Source organism: Rathayibacter sp. AY2B7, from assembly GCF_002931635.1.
Taxonomy (GTDB): domain Bacteria; phylum Actinomycetota; class Actinomycetes; order Actinomycetales; family Microbacteriaceae; genus Rathayibacter.
Genome location: NZ_PSUC01000013.1, coordinates 24,223 through 47,249, shown reverse-complemented (window position 1 = coordinate 47,249; position 23,027 = coordinate 24,223). Strand labels below are relative to the sequence as shown.

The following is a 23,027-nucleotide window of genomic DNA, read 5'->3' as shown; positions in this document are numbered from 1 at the left end:
CTGGACGCGGTCCCCCGCGCGGAAGGGGCCGGAATGCTGCAGTGCCTCACCGGTCATCGGCGGGCCTCCGTCTCGGTCGTGGCCGGGCCGGAGCCGCGGTGCTCGGAGGACACCGTCGCGAGGTCCGCGACGGTGCGGCCCGCGAGAGTGGGCCAGAGGGCATAGGGAGCGGCGGGATCCAGCTCCAGCTGGTGCGGGACGCCGATCGCCGCGGCTCCGGCCCGGCCACGACCGAGACGGAGGCCCGCCGATGACCGGTGAGGCACTGCAGCATTCCGGCCCCTTCCGCGCGGGGGACCGCGTCCAGCTGACGGGACCCAAGGGGCGGATGAACACCATCACGCTCGTTCCCGGCAAGGTGTTCCACACGCACCGGGGCGGCATCGAGCACGACACGGTGATCGGGCTGCCCGACGGCTCGGTGGTGACCAACACCGTCGGCGTCGAGCACCTCGCGCTGCGCCCCCTCCTCGCCGACTTCGTGATGTCGATGCCCCGCGGCGCGGCGATCGTGTACCCGAAGGACGCGGCCCAGATCCTCGCCCTCGCCGACGTCTTCCCCGGCGCCCGCGTGGTCGAGGCCGGTGTCGGCTCCGGCGCGCTCTCGCTCTGGCTGCTGCGGGCGGTCGGTCCGACCGGTCGGCTGTCGTCGTTCGAGCGGCGCGAGGAGTTCGCGGATGTCGCACGGGCGAACATCGAGACCTTCCTCGGCTACACGCCCGACAACTGGAGCGTCACCGTCGGCGACCTCGTCGAGGCGCTGCCCGGCACGGTCCCGTCCGGCGAGGCCGACCGCGTCGTGCTCGACATGCTCGCGCCCTGGGAGTGCCTCGACGTCGCCGCCGAGGCACTCACGCCCGGGGGAGTGCTCCTCTGCTACGTGGCCACCGTCACGCAGCTCTCGCGGACGGCGGAGGCGATCCGCGCCTCGGGCCTGTTCACGAACCCGTCGTCGAACGAGACCATGGTCCGCGGCTGGCACGTCGAGGGCCTCGCGGTCCGGCCGGACCACCGGATGATCGGCCACACCGGCTTCCTCATCACCGCCCGCCGGCTCGCTCCGGACACCGTGCTCCCCGAGCTCAAGCGGCGCCCGTCGAAGACGGACTTCAGCGACGAGGACGTGGAGGCCTGGACCCCCGGCGCGCTCGGCGAGCGCGCCGTGAGCCCCAAGAGCCTGCGCAAGCGGGTCCGCGAGTCCGCCACCAGCGCCGAGCTCTCCCGGGCCCGCGGGTTCGGCGAGGAGACCGCGGAGCCCGACGACGAGGGCATCCTCTAAGCTGTTCCCGGCCTCCGGGCCGTCTCCACCCCGGGCGTCACCGCTCCCCTTCTCTCGAATCGAGGACCCGTGCGCAGGACCACCGCGCTCATCGCCGGCATCGGCATCGTCGCCGCTCTCACCGGATGCACCGCGTCCTCCTCGCAGGCGGACTGCGACGCTCCGTTCTCCTCCGGCGACTCCTCGGCGGCGGTCAGCGCCACGGGCGACTTCGGAGCGAAGCCGGACGTCAGCGTCCCGACGCCGCTGAAGGCGGACGGCACGCAGGTCAGCACCCTCATCGAGGGCTCGGGCGCACCGCTCGAGAAGGGCCAGCTCGTCACCATCGACTACACCCTGGTCAACGGAGCGGACGGCACGGTCCTCGAGACCTCGCCCTACGACGGGTCGAGCACCGCCCGCTTCGGCGTCGGCGGAGCCGGGCTCGTCGGCCTGAACGAGGGCCTCCTCTGCACGCAGGTCGGCTCGCGCGTCGCCATCGCGATCGCCCCCGAGGACGGCTTCGGCCAGTCCTCGTCGCAGCTCGGCATCTCGGAGGACGACACGCTCGTGCTCGTCGCGGACGTCCGCGAGGCCTCGCTGGCCCGCGCGAACGGCGACGCCCAGCCCGCGCCCGACGGCTTCCCGACGGTGACGCTCGGCGACGACGGACGCCCGGGGCTCGCGAAGCCCTCCGGCGACGCGCCGACCGACCTCCGCATCGCCCAGCTCAAGAAGGGCGACGGCGACGTCGTCGCCGAGGGCGACCAGGTCGTCGTGGCCTACACCGGCTGGCAGTGGAGCGACGGGAAGGTGTTCGACTCCAGCTGGGAGAAGGGCGCTCCCGCCGTCTTCACGGCCGCCGACGGCTCGACCACCCAGGGTGGAGTCATCGCCGGATTCGCCGACGCCCTCATCGGCCAGCCCGTCGGATCCCAGGTCATCGCGGTCATCCCGCCGGACCAGGGCTACGGCGACCAGGGCTCCCCTCAGGGCGGGATCCCCGGCGGCGCGACGCTGATCTTCGTCGCCGACATCCTCGGAAAGGTCTGACCGGGCCCGGCCCTAGACTGGAGGGCGTGCCTTCCGACGCCCCGTCCTCGAGCCGCGTCCCGGCCGAGGAGCGTCTGTTCAACCTCGTGCTCGCGCTCGTCGCGGCCGAGAACGGACTGACGAAGGCCGATGTCCTCTCCACGGTGCAGGGCTACCGGCAGCGGGTGGGCCGGGGCGACCGGACCTCGCTCGAGCGCCAGTTCGAGCGCGACAAGGACGACCTGCGCGAGCTGGGCATCCCGATCGAGACGGTCGACGCCCCGGGCGATCCGGGCAACACCCAGACCGTCCGGTACCGCATCGCGAAGCGCAGCTACGACCTCCCGGCCGACCTGACCTTCGATCCGGAGGAGCTCGCGCTGCTCCGCCTGGCCGGGGCGGTCTGGCGCGAGGGGACGCTCTCGGCGGAGTCGCGGCGCGCGCTGATCAAGCTGCGCTCGATCGGGGTCGAGTCCGTCGACCCCGTCATCGGCATCAGCCCCTCGATCCGGGTTCGCGAGTCCTCGTTCGAGCCGCTCAACGCCGCGCTCGACCGCGGCCAGGTCGTCCGCTTCCCCTATCTGAAGCCCGGCGGCGAGGAGCCGCGCGTGCGCACCGTGCAGCCCCGCGCCCTGGTGAACCACCAGGGGCGCTGGCACCTCCACGGCTGGGACGAGGGCGCCGAGGGCACGCGGACCTTCCTCCTGTCGCGGATCGTCGGGCCGGTCGCCTCCACCGGCCGCACCGCGCCTCCCGCGGAGGGGGACCACGCGGCGACCGCTCTCGCCCAGCTCGACGAGATCCTGCAGCGCAACAGCGCGCTGCTGCGCGTCGCCCCCGACTCCGACGCCGCCCTCCGTCTCGGCGGGCGTGCCGAGGCCGAGGGCGAGGGTCAGGGCCTGCTGCGCCTGCACTACACCGACCCGGACGTGCTCGCGGACGAGCTCGCCGGTCACGGTCCCGAGGTGCGGGTGCTCGAGCCGGAGGAGCTCCGCCGCCGCGTCCTCGACCGCCTCCGCCGCACCCTGGACGACCATGGAGGGGATCCCCGTGGCTAGACCCCGCTCCCTGCAGGCGCGCGACCGCCTGGCCGTCCTCCTCTCCCTCGTTCCCTACCTGCTCGACCGGGGCCGCGTCTCCGTCGCCGAGGTCGCCGCGCACTTCGAGATCCCGGAGGAGGAGGTGCGCCGCGCGGTGCGCCTCATCGCCGTCTCGGGCATCCCCGGCGAGACCGCGCAGTACCAGGCGAACGACCTCTTCGACATCGGCTGGGACGACTTCGAGGAGAACGACCACGTCGTCCTCACCCACCAGGTCGCGATCGACGACTCGCCGAGGTTCTCGGCGCGGGAGGCCGCCGCCCTCATCGCCGGCATGCAGTACCTCGCAGCGCTGCCCGAGAACCAGGGCAACGACCGGATCGCCTCGCTGATGGGGAAGCTCGCACGCGGCGCCTCCTCGGCCCCGAGCGCGGTCGCGGTCTCGCGCGGCACGGGCGCGGACAGCGCTGTGGCGCTCCTGCGGACAGCGATGGGCTCGGCGACGCAGGTCGCCTTCGACTACCGCAGCGCCCGCGGCGAGACCGAGTCCCGGCTCGTCGACCCCTTCGTGCTCGAATCGGTCGATCGGGACTGGTACCTGCGCGGATGGGACCACCTCCGCGAGGGCGTCAGGACGTTCCGGGTCGACAGGATGCGCTCCCTCCGCGACACGGGGACGCCGATCGTCCGGCGCCGCAACGAGGTGACCCTGTCGGAACGGCTCTTCGAGGCCTCCGCCTCCGATCTCGTCGTGGACCTGCGCGTCGCCCCCAGCGCCGTCGTGCTGCTGGGCGACTACGCGGCCGACGCCGAGTTCCCCGATCCCGTGCCGGGGGAGGAGGACCACGGTGTCCTCGTCCGTCTCCGCGTCGCCCATCTGGAGGGACTGACGCGCCTGGTGGCGTCGTTGGCGGGTCTCGTCACCGTGGTGGCACCCCCCGAGGCGCGCACCGCGGTCGCGCACTGGGCGGCCTCCGCGCTCGCCGCGAACGAGGGGGAGCCGTCGTGACCTGGTGGTCGTGGATCCTGATCTGGCTCGGCCTCGCGCTGGGCGCTCTGGCGATGCTGGTCCTCTTCGCCCTCTCCTACTGGCGCAAGGGGAAGGTGCTCCTCGGACAGCTGTCCGAGGTCACCGCGAAACTCGAGACACTGAGTCCTGGAGTGACGGACGACCTGCCGCCCCGGCCGGCCTCGTCGCTGTTCGCCGATCGCGACGACGTGAGGCGTGCGCACGAGGGCCGGCGTGATGCACGTCGCGACAGGATCGATCTCCGCCGGTCAGGACGGGTCGAACGGGGTAAGCTCCTCGTACACCGCAACCGACAAGTGAAGTGAGTCTGCAATGTTCGCTGGCCTCCAGGGGTGGCACCTCCTCATCATCCTCGCCGTGATCCTCCTCCTGTTCGGTGCGCCCAAGCTCCCGCAGCTGGCCCGCAGTGTCGGGCAGTCGATGCGGATCTTCAAGAGCGAGGTCAAAACCATGAAGGACGAGGACGGCACCGAGCGCCGTGAGTCGACCGAGGGGACCACCGGCACCGTCGCCGGATCCACCGGCACGACCACCGGCACCGGCACCACCACGCCGCCCGAGTCCCCGCTCAAGTAATGACGTCCGTGGCAGCGAAGAAGCCACGGACGAAGCGGACGAAGAACCCCGACGGGCGCATGTCGCTCGGGGCGCATCTCGTCGAGCTTCGCAACAGGCTCTTCAAGTCGGCGATCGCGATCGTCATCGCGTGCGTCGCGGGGTGGTTCGTCTCGGAGTGGGTCTTCGAGGCCCTCAAGGCTCCGATCTCCGAGGTGGCCTCCACCCAGGGCAAGGAGGCGATCCTCAACTTCCCGACGATCGCCGGTGCCTTCGACCTGCGGCTGCAGATCGCCATCACGGTGGGCATCGTCCTGGCGAGCCCGGTCTGGCTCTACCAGATCTGGGCGTTCCTCGTCCCGGGCCTGACCCGCAAGGAGATGCGGTACGGCCTCGGCTTCATCCTCACCGCCATCCCGCTGTTCTTCGCGGGCTGCGCGGCCGGCTGGTTCGTGTTCCCGCACATCGTGGAGCTCCTGACGAGCTTCACCGGCAGCAACGCGGCGAGCTTCCTCGACGCCAAGATCTACTACGAGTTCGTTCTCAAGCTCGTGCTGGTCGTCGGAATCGCCTTCGTGCTGCCCGTCTTCCTGGTGCTCCTCAACTTCCTCGGCATCCTCCCCGGCATGCTGATCCTCAAGTCGTGGCGCATCGCGATCATGGCGATCGTGCTCTTCACGGCGATCGCGACCCCCGCGGCCGACCCGATCTCGATGTTCCTCCTGGCCATCCCGATCATCTTCCTGTTCTTCCTCGCCTGCGGGATCGCGATCCTGCACGACCGGCGCGCCGCCAAGCGCCAGCTGGTGTTCGACGGCAGCCCCTCCGACCTGCCCGCGTGACCGGACCGTCTCCCGCCGAGCGGTTCGCCGCGTTCCGGACGCGCCAGGGCCACGCGAGGGTCGAGGCGTTCCGCTCGACCCTCGCGTTCGACCTCGACCCCTTCCAGTACGAGGCCTGCAGCGCTCTCGACGACGGCCACAGCGTCCTCGTCGCCGCGCCCACCGGCGCCGGCAAGACGGCGGTGGCCGAGTTCGCGATCCACCTGGCCATGCAGGACCCGACGGCCAAGGTCTTCTACACGACGCCGATGAAGGCGCTGAGCAACCAGAAGTTCCAGGAGTTCGTCGAGGACTACGGAGCCTCCGAGGTCGGTCTGCTGACCGGCGACTCCAACGTCAACGCGCGCGCCCGCATCGTCGTGATGACGACCGAGGTGCTGCGCAACATGCTGTACGCCGACTCGGACCTCCTGCGCGACCTCGCCTACGTCGTGATGGACGAGGTGCACTACCTCGCCGACCGCTTCCGCGGCGCCGTCTGGGAGGAGGTCATCATCCACCTCCCGCAGCGCGTGCGGCTGGTCTCGCTCAGCGCGACCGTGTCGAACGCCGAGGAGTTCGGCGACTGGCTCCAGACCGTCCGGGGCGAGACCGAGGTCATCGTCTCCGAGGAGCGGCCCGTCCCGCTCGACCAGCACGTCCTGGTGGGCGGCAAGCTGGTCGACCTCTTCGACTCCTCCGGTCGGGCGGCGACGAACCGGGTGAACCCCGAGCTCGCCCGCATGGCCCAGGGCGGCTCCCGGGTCGAGCGCGGCGGCAGGGGCGGCCGCAACGGCCGAGGCGGTCGCGGCCGCTACCCGGAGCAGCGCACCGAGGAGCTCGTGCTGCGCTCGGAGGTCGTCGAGATCCTCCGCGGCAAGAACCTCCTCCCCGCGATCTTCTTCGTCTTCAGCCGTGCGGGCTGCGACCAGGCCGTGCGCCAGGTGCTGCGGTCGGGCGTGCGCCTCACCGAGCGCCACGAGCGCGACGAGATCCGCGCGATCGTCGAGGAGCGGTGCCGGACGATCCGCGACGAGGACCTCGCGGTGCTCGGCTACTGGGAGTGGCTCGACGGACTCCAGCGGGGCGTCGCCGCGCACCACGCCGGGATGCTCCCCGCCTTCAAGGAGGTCGTCGAGGAGCTGTTCCTGCGCCGGCTCGTGCGCGTGGTCTTCGCGACCGAGACGCTCGCGCTCGGCATCAACATGCCCGCCCGCACGGTCGTCCTCGAGAAGCTCGAGAAGTTCAACGGCGAGGCGCGCGTCCCGATCACACCGGGGGAGTACACCCAGCTCACCGGCCGGGCGGGCCGACGCGGCATCGACGTGGAGGGCCACTCGGTGATCCAGTGGCGCGGCGGGATGGACCCCCAGGCGGTCGCGTCCCTCGCCTCCCGGCGGACCTACCCGCTCAACTCCAGCTTCCGCCCCAGCTACAACATGGCCGCGAACCTGATCGAGCAGTTCGGGCGGGTGCGCACGCGCGAGATCCTCGAGTCGTCGTTCGCGCAGTTCCAGGCCGACCGGTCCGTCGTCGATCTCGCCCGCCGGGTCCGCCAGCAGGAGGAGTCGATGGCGGGCTACGTCACGGCGATGCAGTGCCACCTGGGCGACTTCGAGCAGTACGCGGCGATCCGCCGCGAGATCGGCGACCTCGAGCGCCGGGGCACGGTGCGCGGCGAGTCGGCCTCCCACGCCGAGCGCGAGAAGCGCCAGGGACAGCTCACGAGCCTGCGGCGCCGGATGAAGGCGCACCCGTGCCACGCCTGCTCCGACCGCGAGCAGCACGCACGCTGGGCCGAGCGCTGGTGGAAGCTGCGCCGCGAGACCGACGAGATCGAGCGCCAGATCCGCTCGCGTACCGGCGCCGTCGCCCGCATCTTCGACCACATCACGGACGTGCTGCTCGAGCTCGGCTACTTCCGCCGGGACGAGGTCGGCGAGCTCTCGCTGACGCCCAACGGTCGCACGCTCCGCCGGATCTACGGGGAGCGGGACCTGCTCGTCGCCGAGTGCCTCCGGAAGCAGGCGTGGACGGAGCTCGATCCGGCCGGCCTCGCGGCGATGGCGTGCTGCCTGGTCTTCGAGCCGCGACGCGAGGAGGGGACGCTCGGCGAGCAGTTCCTGCCCCGCGGCGCGTTCCCCGAGGCGCTGGAGAGGACCCAGCTGCTGTGGGCCCGGCTCGACGACGTCGAGCGGGAGCACCGCCTGCCGGGCAGCAACCCGATCTCGACGAGCCTGGCGCTGTCGATGAACATGTGGGCCAAGGGCATGCCGCTCGACATGGTGCTCCGCGAGTCCGACATGGCCGCCGGCGACTTCGTGCGCTGGGCGAAGCAGACCATCGACCTCCTCGACCAGCTCTCCGTCGTCGCCGAGGGCAAGGTCGGCCGTGCGGCCCGGACCGCCCTCGACCTGGTCCGCCGCGGCATCGTCGCGTACTCGACCGTCGCATGACGCCGGTCGCTCCTCCGCCCGACGGGCGGACCGTTCCGCTGTGGGTGGCGCTGCCCCTCGCCGCCCTCGGCGGCGCCGTGCTCGACCGAGGCTTCCCCGACTCCGACGTCTGGCCGCTGGCGATCGTGGGCGCCGCGGCGATCCTGTTCGCGCTGGCGGGGCGCGGCTTCTGGAGCGGGACCCTCGTCGGCCTCGTCGGCGGAGCGGTCTTCTGGGGCGTCCACATCGAGTGGCTGACCCTCTACCTGGGCCCGGTCCCGTGGGCGGCCCTCGCCGGCCTACAGGCGATCTTCTTCGCGCTCTCCGCGGGGCTGATGGCGGTCGTCTCCACGCGCGGCCACCGCGTCTGGACGGGACCGCTCGGCCGGATGGTCGGCCTCCCCGCCCTCCTGGCGGCGCTCTGGATCGGGCGCGAGTCGATCACCAGCGTCTGGCCCTACGGCGGCTTCGCCTGGGGCCGCCTCGCGATCTCGCAGTCCCTCGGCCCGCTCGCCGGCCTCGCGGCGTGGATCGGCTTCGCCGGCCTCGGCTTCGTGGTCGCGTTCCTCGCCGCCGTGCTCGCGCAGGCCGTCCGCGAGATGTCCGTCCCGGCCTCCGCTCGCGTCAGCGCTCTCGCGGGCTTCGCGATCGTGGCGCTGGTGTTCCCCGCCTGGCCGGCACCGACGGAGGGCACGACCCGGATCGCCGCCGTCCAGGGCGACTCCGATGCGGGCCTCTTCTCGCAGAGCTACCGCGGGCAGATCCTCGAGGACCACACCTCGGCGACGCTGCCGATCCTCGACCAGGACGTCGACATGGTGGTGTGGCCCGAGAACGGCGTCGACATCGATCCGACCCGGAACGCCCAGTCGGCCGCCGTCCTCGACTACCTCAGCCGGACGATGGACGCGCCGTTCATCGTGGGCACGATCACGAACCCCTCGGACGACGTCTTCTACAACAGCTCGCTGCTCTGGAAGGCGGGGGAGGGGGCGACGCAGGTCTACGACAAGGTGCATCCCGTCCCGTTCGCCGAGTACATGCCGGACCGGGCGTTCTGGCGGATGTTCGCTCCGGACCTGGTCGACCTGGTGAGCCGCGACTACTCGATCGGCACCCGTCCCAACGTCTTCGACGTGAACGGCGTGCTCGCAGGCATCGCGATCTGCTTCGACATCTCGGACGACGCGCTGACGAACGCGATGGTCGACGGGGGAGCCCAGGTCATCCTCGGGCAGACCAACAACGCCGACTTCGGCCGGACCGACGAGAGCGTCCAGCAGCTCGCGATCGCTCGCCTGCGGGCCATCGAGACCGGGCGCAGCGTGGTCAACATCTCGACCGTCGGGACGAGTGCGATCATCGGGCCGGACGGCGCGACGATCGATTCCCTGACATGGTTCGAGCCGGGTGCCATGGTGGACGAGGTCCCCCTCAGCTCCACCACGACCCCGGCTCTGGTGTGGGCGCGAGACCTCGGCTGGTACTTCCTGGCCGCCGGTCTCATCGGCATGGTCTCGTTCGTCCTCAGGACGCGCGAGCCGCGACGCCGTTCCCGCTGACCGGCGCTACGCGCCGATCTTGTGCTCGCCGCGCCTGGCGCGCAGATAGGCGAGCCGCTCCTCGAGCAGCTCCTCCAGCTCCGCGCGGGTCCGACGCTCGAGCAGCATGTCCCAGTGGGTGCGCGGAGCCTTCTGCTCGCCCTTGTCCACGACGACCGGCTTCGAGTCCACCATCAGAGTGGCCTCGTGACCGCAGGAGCGGCACTCCCAGGTCTCCGGTGCTTCCGCATCGGCCGAGAACACCATGTCGGTGTCGTGGCCGCAGTTCGCGCAGTGGTACTCGTACGTCGATCGCGGGGAGAAGACGACGCCTTCTTCGCTCTGCAGGCTCTGGGATCCGAGCCGCATTCCTCGCAAGCTTCGATCTGCCATTGTGTGGTCTCCTCTCGCTGTGCTTCCCCAGTGTCAACGTCGTACCTGGAGGTGGTCTTCCCGTCCCTGCCATTGCCAGAGAATCCTCAGGTCGGAGGCGTATTCCGCGGTTCCTGAGGGCCTGGCTGACGGGCGCTGAGGAGGGTGTCGACGGCCGCTCGGGCGAGGTCGGTGCGGTCGGTCACGAGCCCGTCGATCCCGAGCGCGAGGAGCTGCTCCATCCGCTCCGGATCGTCGATGGTCCAGAGGTGGATCTCGCAGCCGGTCACCCGCAGCCGGGCGAGGATCCGCGGCTCGGCGACGCGGAGGCCGAGCGCGCGCTCGGGCACCTGGAGCGCGTCGATGCCGCGGAGAGCGAGACGCACGGGGAGGGCGGCGCCGAGGTGGGCGGCGACCAGGGCGACGACGAAGCGGACCGCCGACGCCGAGGTCGCGGCGCCGGGAAGACGGCGGAGGGCCGCTGCTCGACGGATCTCGGAGAACGAGGTGATCAGGACGCGCTCCGCGGCGGCGGCGCCGGACACCGCCGCGACGACCGGGTCGATCGCGTCCCGCGACTTCACGTCGATGTTGAAGCGCGCGCGGGGGAGTGCGGCGAGGGCCTGCTCGAGAGAGGCGAGCCGGGCGCCGCCCGCCAGTCGGAGGTCGGCGAGCTCCTCCCACCGGGTGGCGGCGACGACGTGGCGGCGGCCGGAGCGGTCGATCACCTCGGCGTCGTGGACGAGCACGGCGACCCCGTCGAGGGACGCGCGCGCGTCCGTCTCGAGGAGATCCGCACCCGCGGCGAGGGCGCGCTCGAAGGCGGCGAGCGTGTTGCCCTGGGCCGGCGGGCCGAACCCGCGATGCGCGATCACCCGGGGGGTCGGCCCGCTCAGGACGAGGGGTGGCTCGGAGGCGCGCATCGCGGACCGGGTCCGTGGCTAGACGGCCGGCGGCGGGGGAGTGAGCGCCGAGCCGAGGGCTCCGTCGGTCGTCGCGGGCGCCACGGGGGCGGACGTGTCGGATCCGGGCTCGACAGGAGTGGAGCCGACGGACCCGGATGCGGTAGGCGCGGACGCCGCAGGCGCCGACGAGGGTGCCGCGTCCTGCGGGCGGACCGCCGGGGCGGACTGGCCGCGCTGGCCGAGCGCGCCTCCAATGCCCTTCAGCGCCTCGGTGAGCTCGCTCGGGATGACCCAGAGCTTGTTCGCGCTGCCCTCGGCGATCTTGGGGAGTGTCTGGAGGTACTGGTACGCGAGGAGCTCGCTGTCGGGGCGGCCCTCGTGGATGGCGTGGAAGACGGTGGTGATCGCCTTGGCCTCACCCTCGGCCCGCAGGACCGCCGCCTTCGCCTGGCCCTCCGCAGCGAGGATCGCGGCCTGGCGCTGACCCTCGGCGTTCAGGATCTGGGACTGCTTGGTGCCCTCGGCGGTGAGGATCACGGCTCGACGGTCGCGCTCGGCGCGCATCTGCTTCTCCATCGAGTCCTGGATGGAGAGGGGCGGGTCGATGGCCTTGAGCTCCACGCGTCCGACGCGGATGCCCCACTTGCCGGTGGCCTCGTCGAGGACGATGCGCAGCTGCCCGTTGATGTTGTCGCGGGAGGTCAGCGCCTCCTCGAGGTTCAGGCCGCCGACGACGTTGCGGAGCGTGGTGGTGGTCAGCTGCTCGACCGCGCCGAGGTAGTTGGCGATCTCGTAGGTCGCCGCGCGGGCGTCCGTCACCTGGAAGTAGACGACCGTGTCGATGGAGACGACGAGGTTGTCCTCCGTGATCACGGGCTGGGGCGGGAACGAGACGACCTGCTCGCGCAGATCGATCAGCGGGCGAACCCGGTCGATGAACGGCACGACGAGATTGAGGCCCGGCAGAAGGGTCTTGTGGTACTTGCCGAGGCGCTCCACGACCCCGGCGGTGGCCTGGGGGATGATACGGACCGCTCGGAAGAGGACGACCAGGGCGAAGAGGACGACGGCGGCGACGACGACGATCGTCACGACGGAGGACGGTGTCACGGTGTGCTCCTTTCGGCGGGGACGACGACCGCGGTCGCGCCCTCGATGGCGGTGACGACGACTCTCTCGCCGACTCCGAGTGTGCGGTCCTCGACGAGCGGGGACAGGCGGACGGTCCAGGTCTCGCCGTTGGCGAGCTTGACCTGGCCGGCTCCGGGGCCGGCGAGGACGACGCTGCCGGAGAGCCCGAGGAGAGCGTCCGCTCCGCTGGGGGTGGGATCGCCGCCCCGTTTCAGCAGCCGCAGCAGCGGCGGCCGGACGGTGAACAGCAGGAGGGCGGCGAGGACGGCCGCGACGGGGACCTGGACCCAGAAGGGAGCCCCGACCAGCCCGGTCAGCAGTCCGCCGATGCTGCCGACGGCGAGCATCAGGAACGTGAACTCGAGAGTGATCATCTCGACGATCACGAAGATGAGGATCAGCGCGAGCCAGAGGATCCACGCGTACTGGGTGACAGCGTCCATGCTGTGTGCTCCTTCCCCTCGACGAGCATTCCCAGGCTATCAACGCCCCCCGGACGAGGGCTGGGAGAGGCGGTGCGCCGACGGTCTCGAGGCCCTTGGTAGACTCCTCCGTCGGGCCGTGGCCCGTCATCGTGCCCGATCCGGTCTCCGAGCCGGCGTTCTGGAGGAATACCCGTGTCCAATCCCCTCGCCCCCGACTCCTTCGACGGCAAGCGCGCTCTCGTCACCGGGTCGTCCCGCGGCATCGGCGCCGACACGGTCCGCTACCTGGCCGAGGCCGGAGCCCGCGTCGTCGTCAACTACCGCTCGAAGGCGCCGCGCGCCGACAAGCTCGTCGCGCAGATCGTCGAGGCCGGCGGCACCGCCATCGCCGTCGGCGCCGATCTCACCGACGCCGACTCGCGCGCCGAGCTCTTCTCCCGCATCGAGAAGGAGTACGGAGGACTGGACGTGCTCGTCCTGAACGCCTCCGGCGGCATGGAGAGCAACATGGGGGAGGACTACGCGATGGTCCTCAACCGGGACTCGCAGGTCGCCGTGCTCGACGCGGCGCTGCCGCTGCTCTCCGAGGGCTCCCGTGTCGTGTTCGTCACGAGCCACCAGGCGCACTTCATCCGGACCACGCCCACGATGCCCGAGTACGAGCCCGTCGCGCTCTCCAAGCGCGCCGGCGAGGACGCCCTGCGCGAGCGGATCGGTGAGCTCGCCGAGCGCGGGATCGAGTTCGTCGTCGTCTCGGGCGACATGATCGAGGGCACCATCACCGCGACCCTGCTGGAGCGCGCGAACCCGGGCGCGATCAGCTCGCGTCGCGAGTCGGCCGGCAAGCTCTACAACGTGCAGGAGTTCGCGGCCGAGGTCGCTCTGGCGGCCGTCGAGCCGATCCCCGCGGACAACACCCGCCTCGTCGGCGACATCTCCGACTTCGCCTGATCCTCACAAGGGGCTGACGCCGGCGCACGGGTCTGCGCTCCTCGACGGATGGCCCGGGTGGACGGCAATGGACCGGCATCGGGGGAGTCCGACGCCGTCGTGGGCGCAGTCCGTCCGTCGGCGGACGCCGGGCGGCGTGAGCATCCTTCTCGATGCTGTCGCGGTGATGGTGAACCTGCGGGAGCGCTTGCAGGACCGCTGACGTGCGTTCCGGCGGGCGCCCGAGAGGATCAGGCCGACGACGGCGTCCGCGGCACGATGACCGTCGATCCGCGGCTACGGCTGGTCACGCGCTTCGACACTCCGACCGAGACGTGCTGGTACGAGGACGTCGAGCCGTGGGTGGAGCATTCGCCGATCCGCTGATGACGTGCCGGACCGTCGGGCGGCCTCAGTCCCGGTCGGTCCGGCCCTTCCGCCGTTATCCGATAATGCACATTATGTCAGTATTGATTCAGGCCGCCCCTGCAGCGACTCGGTGAACGCATACTGGCGCCGGGTCTTCGGTGGCGTCTGGAGTGCGTAGCCAGCGAGTGGACTGATCAGACGCGTTGGAACACGGCGGCGTTCTCGGTGTTTACGAGCGTGTCGCCCCATAGGTCCTAAGTGCCGCTCGCCACGATCGGCACTTGGTCCCCGCCTATAGCGTGGGTGGTGAGCCATGTGTTTCTCCCGGGCGGGTCCGTCACATCGGTTGTCAATCGGTTGCCAGCTCGGTTACCGTCGAAGGGCTCACGGACTTTCCGATGATGACTGACTGCACGGGGTGGGTCAGTGCCGAAATGCGGGAGAAGATCCTGCTGGCCATCGATGAACTCGGGTACCGGCCCAACCTTGCGGCCCGCCAGTTGCGAAGTGGTCGAAGCGGCATGATCGCCCTGGCGATCCCCGACCTCAGGGAGCCTTACTTCGCCGAGTTCGCCTCGGGGTTCGTCGCGACCGCCCAGCAGCGCAGCCTCACCGTGCTGGTCGCCCAGACCCGGGCCGACCGAGGTGCTGAGCTCGCGATGATGTCGGGCCACGGTTTCCCGGCGCTCGATGGTATCGTGATCAGCCCTTTGTGCCTGACCGTGGAAGATCTCGCCGACCGTCGATCGACTACTCCTCTCATCGTCGTCGGCGAGCAGGCCGAGGGGCTCGTCGGAGCCGCGGTGCATCACGTCGGCATCGACAACGTCAGCGCGGCCGCCGCCGCGACGACCCACCTCATTGAACGCGGACTGCGCAGGATCGCCGTTGTGGGAGTGCAGCTCAGCGGGCCTACCGCCACGCCACGACTGCGCTTTGAGGGGTGCCGTCGGGCACTGGACGCGGCCGGTATCCCGATCGACCCCGCCTTGTTCGCGACGGTCGGCGAGTTCAATCGCGCCGAGGGATCCATGGCGGTGCAACGGCTGCTCGACGACGGCGTCGAGTTCGACGCGCTCTTCTGCTTCAGCGACGCGTTGGCACTCGGCGCGCTCTATACGCTCGGCAGCCAAGGCATTGCGGTTCCCGGCGACGTGCAGGTCATGGGCTTCGACGGCATTGAAGAGGGCCGCTTCCACATTCCGACCTTCTCGACGGTCGATCCTGGCGTCGAGGAAGCGGCCACGACGATCCTGGGTATTCTCTCTGCGCCCCAGGTGACCGGGACCCATCACGACGTTCCCTTCAGAGTGATCGCGCGCTGACCGGGGCTGTCGCTGGCTGAGGACCACGCCATCAGCTGGTGACGTGCTTTTCTAGGAAGTGCATGACCTCGGCGCGAGCCGCTTGGCCGGCGAGGGTGCCCCAGATCATGTCGAAGCCGTGCTGGGCCCCACTGATCAGGACGAGACGGTGATCCACGCGTGCGGCATTCAGTGCCGCGGCGAGCTTTTCGCTCTGGCTGGAGGGAACCATGCCGTCGTGCGTGCCGTGGAGGAGAAGAGTCGGCGGAGACGATGCCGACACGTGGGTGATGGGCGAGAGGTCCGCGTAGCGCTCGGGTTCCTCCTCCGCGGTCGCGCCGAGGTAGGTGTGCATCATGTCGACAGCGACGGTCGACCCGGACTCGGATTCGAGCGCGGACAAGTCGGTCGGCCCGTAGAAGTCCACGATCGCCCGGACTGAGGTGTTGGCCCCGCAGCCCGCAGGAGCGGGATCGTCACTTGTGTAGCCGGCCAGCAGAGCCAGATTCGCTCCGGCCGATCCTCCGCTGATCGCGACGCGCTCGGAGTCGATTCCGTAGGTGTCGGCATGGTCATGGATCCAGCCGACCGCGCAGCGCACGTCGCTGATCGACGTCGACCAGGAGGCCTCGTCTTCGGTGGAGAGGCGATAGTCGATGGAGAAGACGGTGATCCCCTGCGCTGTGAGGTACTGGAAGAACGGCGCCCACATCGTTCGGTCCCCCGCGACCCATCCACCTCCGAAGACGTAAACGAGGGAGGCGTGGTTCGCTTTGGCGGCCGCATCGTCACTGATGGGTTTCCACACATCGAGGTCGAGGTCTTCGCCCTCGACGCTCCGGTAGGTCTGCGTGTCGCCTGGCGCCGGTGACCCCGCAGCCGGCGCGCCCTGGAGAAGGGAGGAGACCGACAGCGTGACGTCCGCCTCCTGTGCTGCCGCTACGGCTCCCGCCATCGGCCAGGCGATCCCGGCTGCGAGCAGCACGGAGAGAAGCCATGCGCTCCCGGCGACGACTCTCCTCTTCCGCCTCCACGCCATGATCACGATCACGATTCCGGCGGCGACGAGCACGAGGAGGAACGGGTAGATCAATCCGGTGAGAAGGCCTGCAGCCAGCAGCAATGCTCCCGGGTATGCGGGCAGCAGCAGTCCCAGAATCGAGAGGCAGACGGCGAAAGCCCACACCGCCACGGCCAGCGCGGCAATCGTTCGCGAGATGCGAGACGATCCGGACCGTCGCCGGTCAGAGGGGTGAGAGGGTCGGCGCGTGTGCACCTGGGAAGCGGAAATGATGTCTTTCCTTTCGGATCGTTGTCGGCTTGTGGTGGACCCCGGTGATCCCGAGGCGTTGACGGCCAGGGTGGGCGGTCCTTTGAGCGCGGGCGTGTGCCCAGGTTTTGCAGTAGCGGTCGGAGCAGTCAGGAGGTGTGTGAGTCGACGCGCCGCTCACCGAGGTGCGGGGGGACTGCGGCAGGGCGAGCGTCGACGGGATGCAGGCGTGCGAGGAGCCCCGGTATCCCGGCGCGATCGCGTCGGGCGACCAGCGCGACGACTGCCGTCAGCGCGAGGAGAAGTGCGACGATTGGGTACAGGTAGTAGGCGGCGAGCATCCAGGGGCCGGCGCTGCCCAGAAGCCGCAGAGCTCGAGCCAGGAGAACCGATCGGGGACCGCCGTCCCATCGGATCAGGGTCGCGTGATCGCCGACGGTACGTCCCGTGATCAGCACGAGGGCCGCGAACAGCGCGACCGGCACAAGGGCAGCCACCAGGTCGCTGTACGCGTCGAGCGTCGAGGCGTCATCATCGGGGGCATCGACATACAGCCACCAGGCGACGAGGAGAACTCGGGCTGCCGCCCCAGCGCACAAGAGAACGGTCAGGTCGCAGAGGATCCCGACGATGCGACGCGGGAGCGTGATCCGCGCCGGAGCGAACGGCACTGCACTCGTCGTGTTCCTGCGCGTACGCAGAAGGATGGAGAAGAGACCCCCCAGTGCGGCGCCGATCGTGTTCGCGAGGAGATCGTCGACATCGAACAGGCGGTACGCGCAGGCGGTGACGCCCCAGAGCCCGGTGAGCTGTGTCAGCTCGATCGCCAGCGAGACGAGGAATCCTGCCACCACACTCGCGGCGACGCCTCGCCGCCAGATCAGCCGAAGGAATGATCCCAGCGGAAGGAACAGTGCGACGTTCAAGGCAATCTGCGCTGCGGCGGGATTGCGCAGCAGCTCGCCCGGTGACCCGTGCGGGTACTTCGTGATGTCGGAGAGGAACTGCAAGGGATTCAGCTGAGCCGGCAGGCACTCGTAGGTGCCCGGGATGGGAAGAGGGAGCAGGGTGTACGTCCACAGGGCCATGCCGTAGAGCAGCAGAGCGCCCCACTGCAGCAGTCGCATGGCGGAGAGTCGCCCCTCCCGTCGGTACCGAATGGCGACGAACGGTGCGAACAGGGCGATCCCCACGGGAAGAGCGAACAGACTCGCTGTCAGCGCGGGAGAGATGTTCATGGTCGTCCTTCAGGAGCAGTCGTGCGGAGGGGAGACGGCCGGGCTTGCACGTGGAGGCGGCTCGAAGTGTTGTGTGACCGTCACGCTTTCGCGGCGACGGGTCGTGTCAGTCCGCGAAATCCGGTGTCTCGACCTCGCACCGGACCATCTCGCCCGGCTCACCCTGAACGAACGTGATCGCGCGTTCACCGTCGATGAGGATCTGGCACCGCGCGGTCGCCTCGGGGCCGGGCTTCACTTCCACCCAGGCGGACTGGGTGGCCTTGATGACGGCCTCCGCTTCCCACTCCCGGGTCCCCTCGCTGTCCGCCGTCGGTGTTGTCGCGGCGTCGCCCACGTCCGTGCGCTTGGGCTCTGAATCGAAGGCATCGGTGTCGCCGTAGCCCACCTGGGTGAGCTGCTCGGACCCACTTCCTTCGACGTCGACGTGGTAGGTGATGGCCCACGCTTCGGGTGCGAGGAGTGAGCAGCCCGTGAGCGATGAGGCCAGAAGGAGTCCTGCGGCTCCGATGGCGCTCAGACGGACGAGCTTCGAGGTGACCGGTGAAGAAGAGGCGGTATTTCTCATGTCTAGATCCCACCATCCAGTGAAGAGACGGCACATCGTCCCGAGGTCGCCGGTCGATGGCACCTGGGTACCACGCACGGGGGGCCCGGTGCTCAGCCTCGGGCGAGCCAGCGCTCGACGCTCTCACGGTCGGGGTACGAGCTCTGGGCTCCCAGATGCTGCACGGACACCGCCGCGACGGCGCTAGCGAATCGAACTGCCTCCTGCAGAGAAGAGCCGCCAGCGAGCTCGCAGGCCAACGATCCTACGAAGGCGTCGCCGGCGCCCGTCGTATCGATGACGTCCACCGCATGAGCGGAAACCTCTTGGACGTGGTGATTCTCACCGAACACGGCGCCGGCCGCGCCGAGCGTGATCACCACTGAGCGCACGCCGATCTCGAGGAAGCGCAGGGCGAGATCGGAGAAGGAGGAGACCTCGTCCTCGAGGAGGATGCGGGCTTCGTGCTCGTTGACGACGAGAGGGTCGCAGAGGACGAGTGTCCTCCTGTGCACGGACGCTGCCGGTGCCGCGTTCAGCAGCACCCGTACACCCCGGTCCTCGGCGAGACGGGCTGCATGTTCCACGGACCAGATCGGTGACTCCAGGTTGAGGACGAGGAGATCCGCCGGGGACCAGTCGTTGACGCTCGCGTCGATGAAGGCGAGGTCCAGGGCGTCGTTGGCGCCCGGTGAGACGACGATCGAGTTCTCACCGTCCGGCGTGACGAGCACGAGAGCGGTCCCTGTGGGCCGGTCGACGTCGCGTATACCCTCGACATCGACGCCGGCCTCTGCGAGACGGGATCGCAGGATCTCTCCGTCCGAATCGGAGCCGACGCACGCGTGGAAGGTCGTCCGCGCGCCCGCTCGAGCAGCTGCTGCTGCCTGGTTGGCTCCCTTACCGCCGGCGAACCGTTGAAGATCCGAGCCGAGGAGTGTCTCCCCCGCGCCGGGACGGCGCGGCACCTCGACGACCAGATCGACGTTGGCGCTTCCGATGACGGCGACGTGCTTCACGGCTCTTCTCTCTTTCCGGGTTGGAGGGGTCGTCACGTCAGTTGCACGAGTCCGCGTTTGGCGCGGGCTTTCACCGCGCTGCGGACGCGCAGCGCTGCGGCGATGAGGGCGATGATCGTGATGATGTAGGGCGTGAGGAGAGCGAGCGAGGAATTGACGCCGCCCAGCGCCAGACGATCAGCGAGTCCGTCGGCAGCGCCAAAGACGAGGCAGACCAGCAGTGTGGGGAGGGGGCGGCCGGCCGCGAAGATGACGGCGGCGACCACGATGAAGCCGCGGCCCGAGGTCATCCCTGAGGTGAAGGACCCGACGGAGGCCATGGACAGCTGCGCTCCGGCGAGCCCGCACAGTGCTCCCGTTACGAGAATGGAGATGAACTTGACCTGGAAGACGCGGATGCCCGCGGCCCGTGCTGCTGCTTCGTCCTCTCCCACTGCGCGCAGGTGCACGCCGAAGCGGGTGCGGTACAGAACGAACCAGTACACCGGGACGAGCACGAGAGCGATCCAGACCAGGATCGTGTGTGAATTGAAGAGGGGTCCGATGACGGGGATGTCTCCGACCGGGCCGAGATCGATCTTCGGCAGCACCGATTTCACGTCTCCGGGTGTCACCCCGGCGTTGCCGTAGAGCACGGTGAGCAGGAGCACGGTGATGCCGACGGCGAGCAGGTTGGTTCCGATGCCCACGACGATGTAGTCCGCTTTGAACACGAGCGACGCGATCGCATAGATCAGGGAGAGGAGCACTCCGGCCGCGAGCGCTGCGACGACGCCGGTGAAAGGGTCGGTGACGGCTCCGACGGCGATGCCGGTGAAGGCGCCGACCAGCAAGAGCCCCTCGAGGCCGATGTTGAGGATGTTCCCCACCTGGCTGAGTCCGCCGCCGATCGCGGCGAGCAGGATCGGGGTGGTCTTGGCGAGGATGACGGTCAGCGTGCCGATCGTCAGGATCTGAGCGAGGATCTCGTTCACTTCGACACCTCTGTCATGGTCGATGGCACTCGAACGGTCGGGTCGGCATCAGGCTTCTTCCGTTTCGCGCGCACGTTGAAGACGAAGGTCGCGGTGATCGCGACGACGATGAGGCCCTGCAGGATGCTGATCATGGGGAAGGGGACACCGATGGCCTGGATCCCGGTACCGCCGGCCATCATCGTCGCGTAGAAGAGGGCGACGAACAGCGATGCCCAGGGGTTCAGGCGAGCGAGCAGAGCGACTGTGATCGCCAGGAACCCGAAGCCCGGAGAGAAGGACTGGAGGAATCGTCCTCCATTGGGCCCGATGACGAACAGGGCGCCGGCGATGCCGGCAGCGGCTCCGCTGAGCGCCATGACCTGAAGGGTCATCCGTCGTGACGAGGTGCCGATGTAGTCGGCGAAGCGGTTGCGTTCACCGAGTTCCTTCGCGCGAAGGCCCCAGGTGCTGCGGTTGAGTATCAGAGCGATCAGAACGGCGATGACGATCGCGATCAGCAGGTCGGGCCCGAATCCGAACGCTGGGCTGAAGACGGGGAGGAGAGCGGAGGGCTCAACTCGGGGTGTGCCGGCGAGGGTGGCCGACGGGTCGGCGAAGGGGCCGGTGACGAAGTAGCTCGTGATGAGCAGTGCTACCTGGGACAGGAGCAGCGTGATGACGATGATGTCCACCTTCAGGAACCCGGTCAGGTATCCGGGCAGAAGTCCCCAGAGCGCTCCGGCCGCTGCGCCGGCGGCGATCACCAGGGGGATGTGGACCGCGGGCGGCAGGCCCTGGAGAGTGAATCCGACGTAGGCGCCGAAGAACGCTCCGAAGTAGAGCTGCCCTTCGCCTCCGATGTTGAAGTGCCCGGCTCGGAAGGAGACGATCGTGCCCGCGGCCATGATGGTCAGCGGGACGAACATGGCGAGGATGCTGCCGATTCCGAAGGGTGTGCGCCAGGCGGAGGTGAAGAGCTCCACGTAGGCGGCGACCGGATTCTGCCCGATCGCGATGATGATGATCGCGCCGATCACGAGTGCGGCGAGCACCGCGAGCACCGGCTGCAGAGCGCTACTGAACGTCTTCGTTGTGAAGTCGGACAGCAGGGCGCCGATGGTTCTCGGCGGCGCGTTGACGGCGATCCTCTTCGGGACGACGACGGAGGTCGTGTTCAGCTCGTCGACGCGGGCGATGTCGGCGTTCTCGCCGACCGGCCGGGTGCCGCTGGACTCGAGCTGCGCGGCGATGCGGCGCCGTTCGGCTTCCGCTTCTCTCAAGGCTTCCGTGTCCGGCGCGATCCCCGCCATGGCCAGACCGACGGCGACTTCCGACATGGTGGACTGGTCGAATTCGGCGATGATCTCTCCTCGGTACATGACGAGGAGGCGATCGGAGAGGCTCATGACTTCGTTGAGGTCCGCGGAGAAGAGCAGGACACCAGCGCCTTTGTCGCGCATCTCGACGATGGAGTTGTGCACGAACTCCATCGCGCCGACGTCGACTCCACGAGTCGGTTGCGACACCATCAGCAGGTCCGGTTGCGCCTCGAATTCTCGAGCGATGATGACCTTCTGCATGTTGCCGCCGGAGAGGGAGCCGATGGGGGTCTCCGGATGTGCACCGCGGACGTCGAATCTGCTGATGAGGTCCTGCGCGTAGCTGCGCATGGAGCGCAGCGATAGCCAGCCGTGCCGGGCGAGCGGAGGCCGCAGGTGCCCGGCGGCGACGTTCTCGGCGATGCTCAGTGTCGGCGCGGCTCCTTCTTCGTGCCGGTCCTCGGGGATGTAGGCGAGTCCGGAGACCCGCCGTTGCGCGACGGCGGCGGTGGTCACGTCGCGGCCGTTGAGCTCGATGCGGCCACGCAGGGGTGGCTGCATGCCCGCGACAGCGGCGGCGAGCTCGGACTGCCCGTTGCCTTCGACGCCGGCGATGCCGACGATCTCGCCGCTGCGGACCATCAGTGAGAGGTTCTTGACGGCGATCGTGCCTCGTTGGTCGATCGCGGAGAGGTTCTCGACTGTGAGGACGCTCTCTTTCGGGCTGGCAGGGGTGTGCTTGATCCTCAGGAGGACTTCGCGGCCGACCATCATCGTGGCGATGTCGCTCTGGTCGAGGCCGGCTGCTGGTCGGCTGCCGATGACCTCGCCGTCGCGGATCACGGAGATCTCGTCGGCGATCGCGAGCACTTCGCCGAGCTTGTGGGAGATGAAGACGACCGCGCAGCCCTGTGCCGCGAGGCGGCGTACGACGATGAACAGTTCGTCGGTCTCGGAGGGTGTGAGAACGGCGGTCGGCTCGTCGAGGATGAGGAGTCTCGTGTCGTGCGAGAGCGCTTTGACGATCTCGACGCGCTGCCGCTCCCCCACTGACAGGTCCTGCACGCGGTCGCGCGGGTCCAGACGCAGGCCCAGCTCCTCGGTGAGCGCGATGACGCGGTCCTCCATCCGGCGCCGGTCGAGCACTCCGAGGCTTGAGCTGGTCTCGTTCCCCAGGAAGATGTTGGCGGCGACGCTCAGCGACGGGACGAGCTTGAAGTGCTGATGGACCATGCCGATGCCGAGCGCGTCGGCCTTCCTCGGATCCGACACCTGCACGACTCGGCCGTCGACGACGATGTGGCCGGAGTCCGGCTGCAGGTTCCCGGAGATCATGTTCATCAACGTGGACTTGCCCGCGCCGTTCTCTCCCACGATCGCGTGGACGGTGCCGGGCTGGATGGTGAGCGAGATGTCCCGGTTCGCGACCTTCTCGCCGAAGCTCTTGGTGATGTTGCGGAGTTCGAGGATCGGGTGATCCATGACTCTCTCCTTCTTCGTCGTAGGAGACGGCGGCGGGGCGGGCGCGCC

General features: G+C 69.4%; 21 protein-coding genes. 11 read left to right on the top strand and 10 right to left on the bottom strand.

The window, feature by feature from the left end; all coding sequences use genetic code 11:
• Positions 1-250 precede the first annotated feature (250 nt).
• From C5C27_RS04445 to lnt, 9 genes are all read left to right on the top strand, one after another.
• Positions 251-1,279, top strand: a complete 1,029-nt coding sequence (locus tag C5C27_RS04445) for a tRNA (adenine-N1)-methyltransferase (protein ID WP_104222012.1) — start codon at positions 251-253, stop codon at positions 1,277-1,279.
• A gap of 69 nt (positions 1,280-1,348) precedes the next feature.
• Positions 1,349-2,311 (top strand): FKBP-type peptidyl-prolyl cis-trans isomerase, encoded by a 963-nt coding sequence (locus C5C27_RS04440; RefSeq protein ID WP_104232607.1) that lies wholly within the window; start codon positions 1,349-1,351, stop codon positions 2,309-2,311.
• A 26-nt stretch (positions 2,312-2,337) separates the two neighbouring features.
• A complete protein-coding gene (locus C5C27_RS04435; protein ID WP_104237454.1) occupies positions 2,338-3,348 on the top strand; it encodes a YafY family protein in 1,011 nt (336 codons plus the stop codon).
• Positions 3,341-4,339 (top strand): YafY family protein, encoded by a 999-nt coding sequence (locus C5C27_RS04430; protein WP_104283651.1) that lies wholly within the window; start codon positions 3,341-3,343, stop codon positions 4,337-4,339. Before C5C27_RS04435 ends, C5C27_RS04430 begins: the two co-directional genes overlap by 8 nt.
• Positions 4,336-4,665 (top strand): hypothetical protein, encoded by a 330-nt coding sequence (locus tag C5C27_RS04425; RefSeq protein ID WP_104313726.1) that lies wholly within the window; start codon positions 4,336-4,338, stop codon positions 4,663-4,665. Before C5C27_RS04430 ends, C5C27_RS04425 begins: the two co-directional genes overlap by 4 nt.
• 7 nt (positions 4,666-4,672) lie before the next feature.
• A complete protein-coding gene (gene tatA / locus C5C27_RS04420) occupies positions 4,673-4,936 on the top strand; it encodes a Sec-independent protein translocase subunit TatA (RefSeq protein WP_104222022.1) in 264 nt (87 codons plus the stop codon).
• Positions 4,937-4,995: 59 nt separating this feature from the next.
• A complete protein-coding gene (tatC, locus tag C5C27_RS04415; protein WP_104232683.1) occupies positions 4,996-5,757 on the top strand; it encodes a twin-arginine translocase subunit TatC in 762 nt (253 codons plus the stop codon).
• Positions 5,754-8,192, top strand: a complete 2,439-nt coding sequence (locus tag C5C27_RS04410) for an RNA helicase (protein ID WP_104313725.1) — start codon at positions 5,754-5,756, stop codon at positions 8,190-8,192. The genes tatC and C5C27_RS04410 overlap by 4 nt, the downstream gene beginning before the upstream one ends.
• Positions 8,189-9,733 (top strand): apolipoprotein N-acyltransferase, encoded by a 1,545-nt coding sequence (gene lnt, locus C5C27_RS04405; RefSeq protein ID WP_104313724.1) that lies wholly within the window; start codon positions 8,189-8,191, stop codon positions 9,731-9,733. Before C5C27_RS04410 ends, lnt begins: the two co-directional genes overlap by 4 nt.
• Positions 9,734-9,739: 6 nt before the next feature.
• Here the strand turns inward: lnt and C5C27_RS04400 are convergent, their stop codons facing one another.
• From C5C27_RS04400 to C5C27_RS04385, 4 genes are all read right to left on the bottom strand, one after another.
• Positions 9,740-10,105 carry an RNA polymerase-binding protein RbpA gene (locus C5C27_RS04400; RefSeq protein ID WP_068207052.1) on the bottom strand — a complete coding sequence of 122 codons (366 nt, stop codon included), beginning with the start codon at positions 10,103-10,105 and terminating at the stop codon, positions 9,740-9,742.
• Positions 10,106-10,191: 86 nt separating this feature from the next.
• Entirely contained in the window at positions 10,192-11,007 is an 816-nt protein-coding gene (locus tag C5C27_RS04395; RefSeq protein WP_104313723.1) for a glycerophosphodiester phosphodiesterase family protein, read from the bottom strand.
• An 18-nt stretch (positions 11,008-11,025) separates the two neighbouring features.
• Positions 11,026-12,081 carry an SPFH domain-containing protein gene (locus C5C27_RS04390; RefSeq protein ID WP_374955270.1) on the bottom strand — a complete coding sequence of 352 codons (1,056 nt, stop codon included), beginning with the start codon at positions 12,079-12,081 and terminating at the stop codon, positions 11,026-11,028.
• 14 nt (positions 12,082-12,095) lie between these two features.
• Positions 12,096-12,563, bottom strand: a complete 468-nt coding sequence (locus tag C5C27_RS04385) for an NfeD family protein (protein ID WP_104222034.1) — start codon at positions 12,561-12,563, stop codon at positions 12,096-12,098.
• 174 nt (positions 12,564-12,737) lie between these two features.
• On the opposite strand from C5C27_RS04385, the gene C5C27_RS04380 reads away from it, so the two are divergent.
• Both C5C27_RS04380 and C5C27_RS04375 read left to right on the top strand, forming a co-directional pair.
• Positions 12,738-13,496 carry an SDR family oxidoreductase gene (locus C5C27_RS04380; RefSeq protein ID WP_104313721.1) on the top strand — a complete coding sequence of 253 codons (759 nt, stop codon included), beginning with the start codon at positions 12,738-12,740 and terminating at the stop codon, positions 13,494-13,496.
• 746 nt (positions 13,497-14,242) lie between these two features.
• Complete coding sequence (locus tag C5C27_RS04375; RefSeq protein WP_104313720.1) at positions 14,243-15,169, top strand: LacI family DNA-binding transcriptional regulator; 927 nt, start codon at positions 14,243-14,245, stop codon at positions 15,167-15,169.
• A 31-nt stretch (positions 15,170-15,200) separates the two neighbouring features.
• Here C5C27_RS04375 and C5C27_RS04370 read toward each other — a convergent pair whose 3' ends face one another.
• The 6 genes from C5C27_RS04370 to C5C27_RS17905 form a co-directional block, all read right to left on the bottom strand.
• Positions 15,201-16,340 (bottom strand): alpha/beta hydrolase fold domain-containing protein, encoded by a 1,140-nt coding sequence (locus tag C5C27_RS04370; RefSeq protein ID WP_104313719.1) that lies wholly within the window; start codon positions 16,338-16,340, stop codon positions 15,201-15,203.
• A 227-nt stretch (positions 16,341-16,567) separates the two neighbouring features.
• The gene (locus C5C27_RS04365; RefSeq protein WP_104313718.1) at positions 16,568-17,656 is read right to left on the bottom strand and encodes a VanZ family protein; all 1,089 of its coding nucleotides are present in this window, start codon (positions 17,654-17,656) and stop codon (positions 16,568-16,570) included.
• Between the two features lie 106 nt (positions 17,657-17,762).
• Positions 17,763-18,224, bottom strand: a complete 462-nt coding sequence (locus C5C27_RS17675) for a hypothetical protein (RefSeq protein WP_146079602.1) — start codon at positions 18,222-18,224, stop codon at positions 17,763-17,765.
• Between the two features lie 92 nt (positions 18,225-18,316).
• Complete coding sequence (locus tag C5C27_RS04355; protein ID WP_104313716.1) at positions 18,317-19,222, bottom strand: ribokinase; 906 nt, start codon at positions 19,220-19,222, stop codon at positions 18,317-18,319.
• A 32-nt stretch (positions 19,223-19,254) separates the two neighbouring features.
• A complete protein-coding gene (locus C5C27_RS04350) occupies positions 19,255-20,196 on the bottom strand; it encodes an ABC transporter permease (RefSeq protein WP_181133445.1) in 942 nt (313 codons plus the stop codon).
• On the bottom strand, positions 20,193-22,979 hold the full coding sequence (locus C5C27_RS17905) for an ATP-binding cassette domain-containing protein (RefSeq protein WP_181133444.1): 2,787 nt from the start codon (positions 22,977-22,979) through the stop codon (positions 20,193-20,195). Before C5C27_RS17905 ends, C5C27_RS04350 begins: the two co-directional genes overlap by 4 nt.
• Positions 22,980-23,027 lie beyond the last annotated feature (48 nt).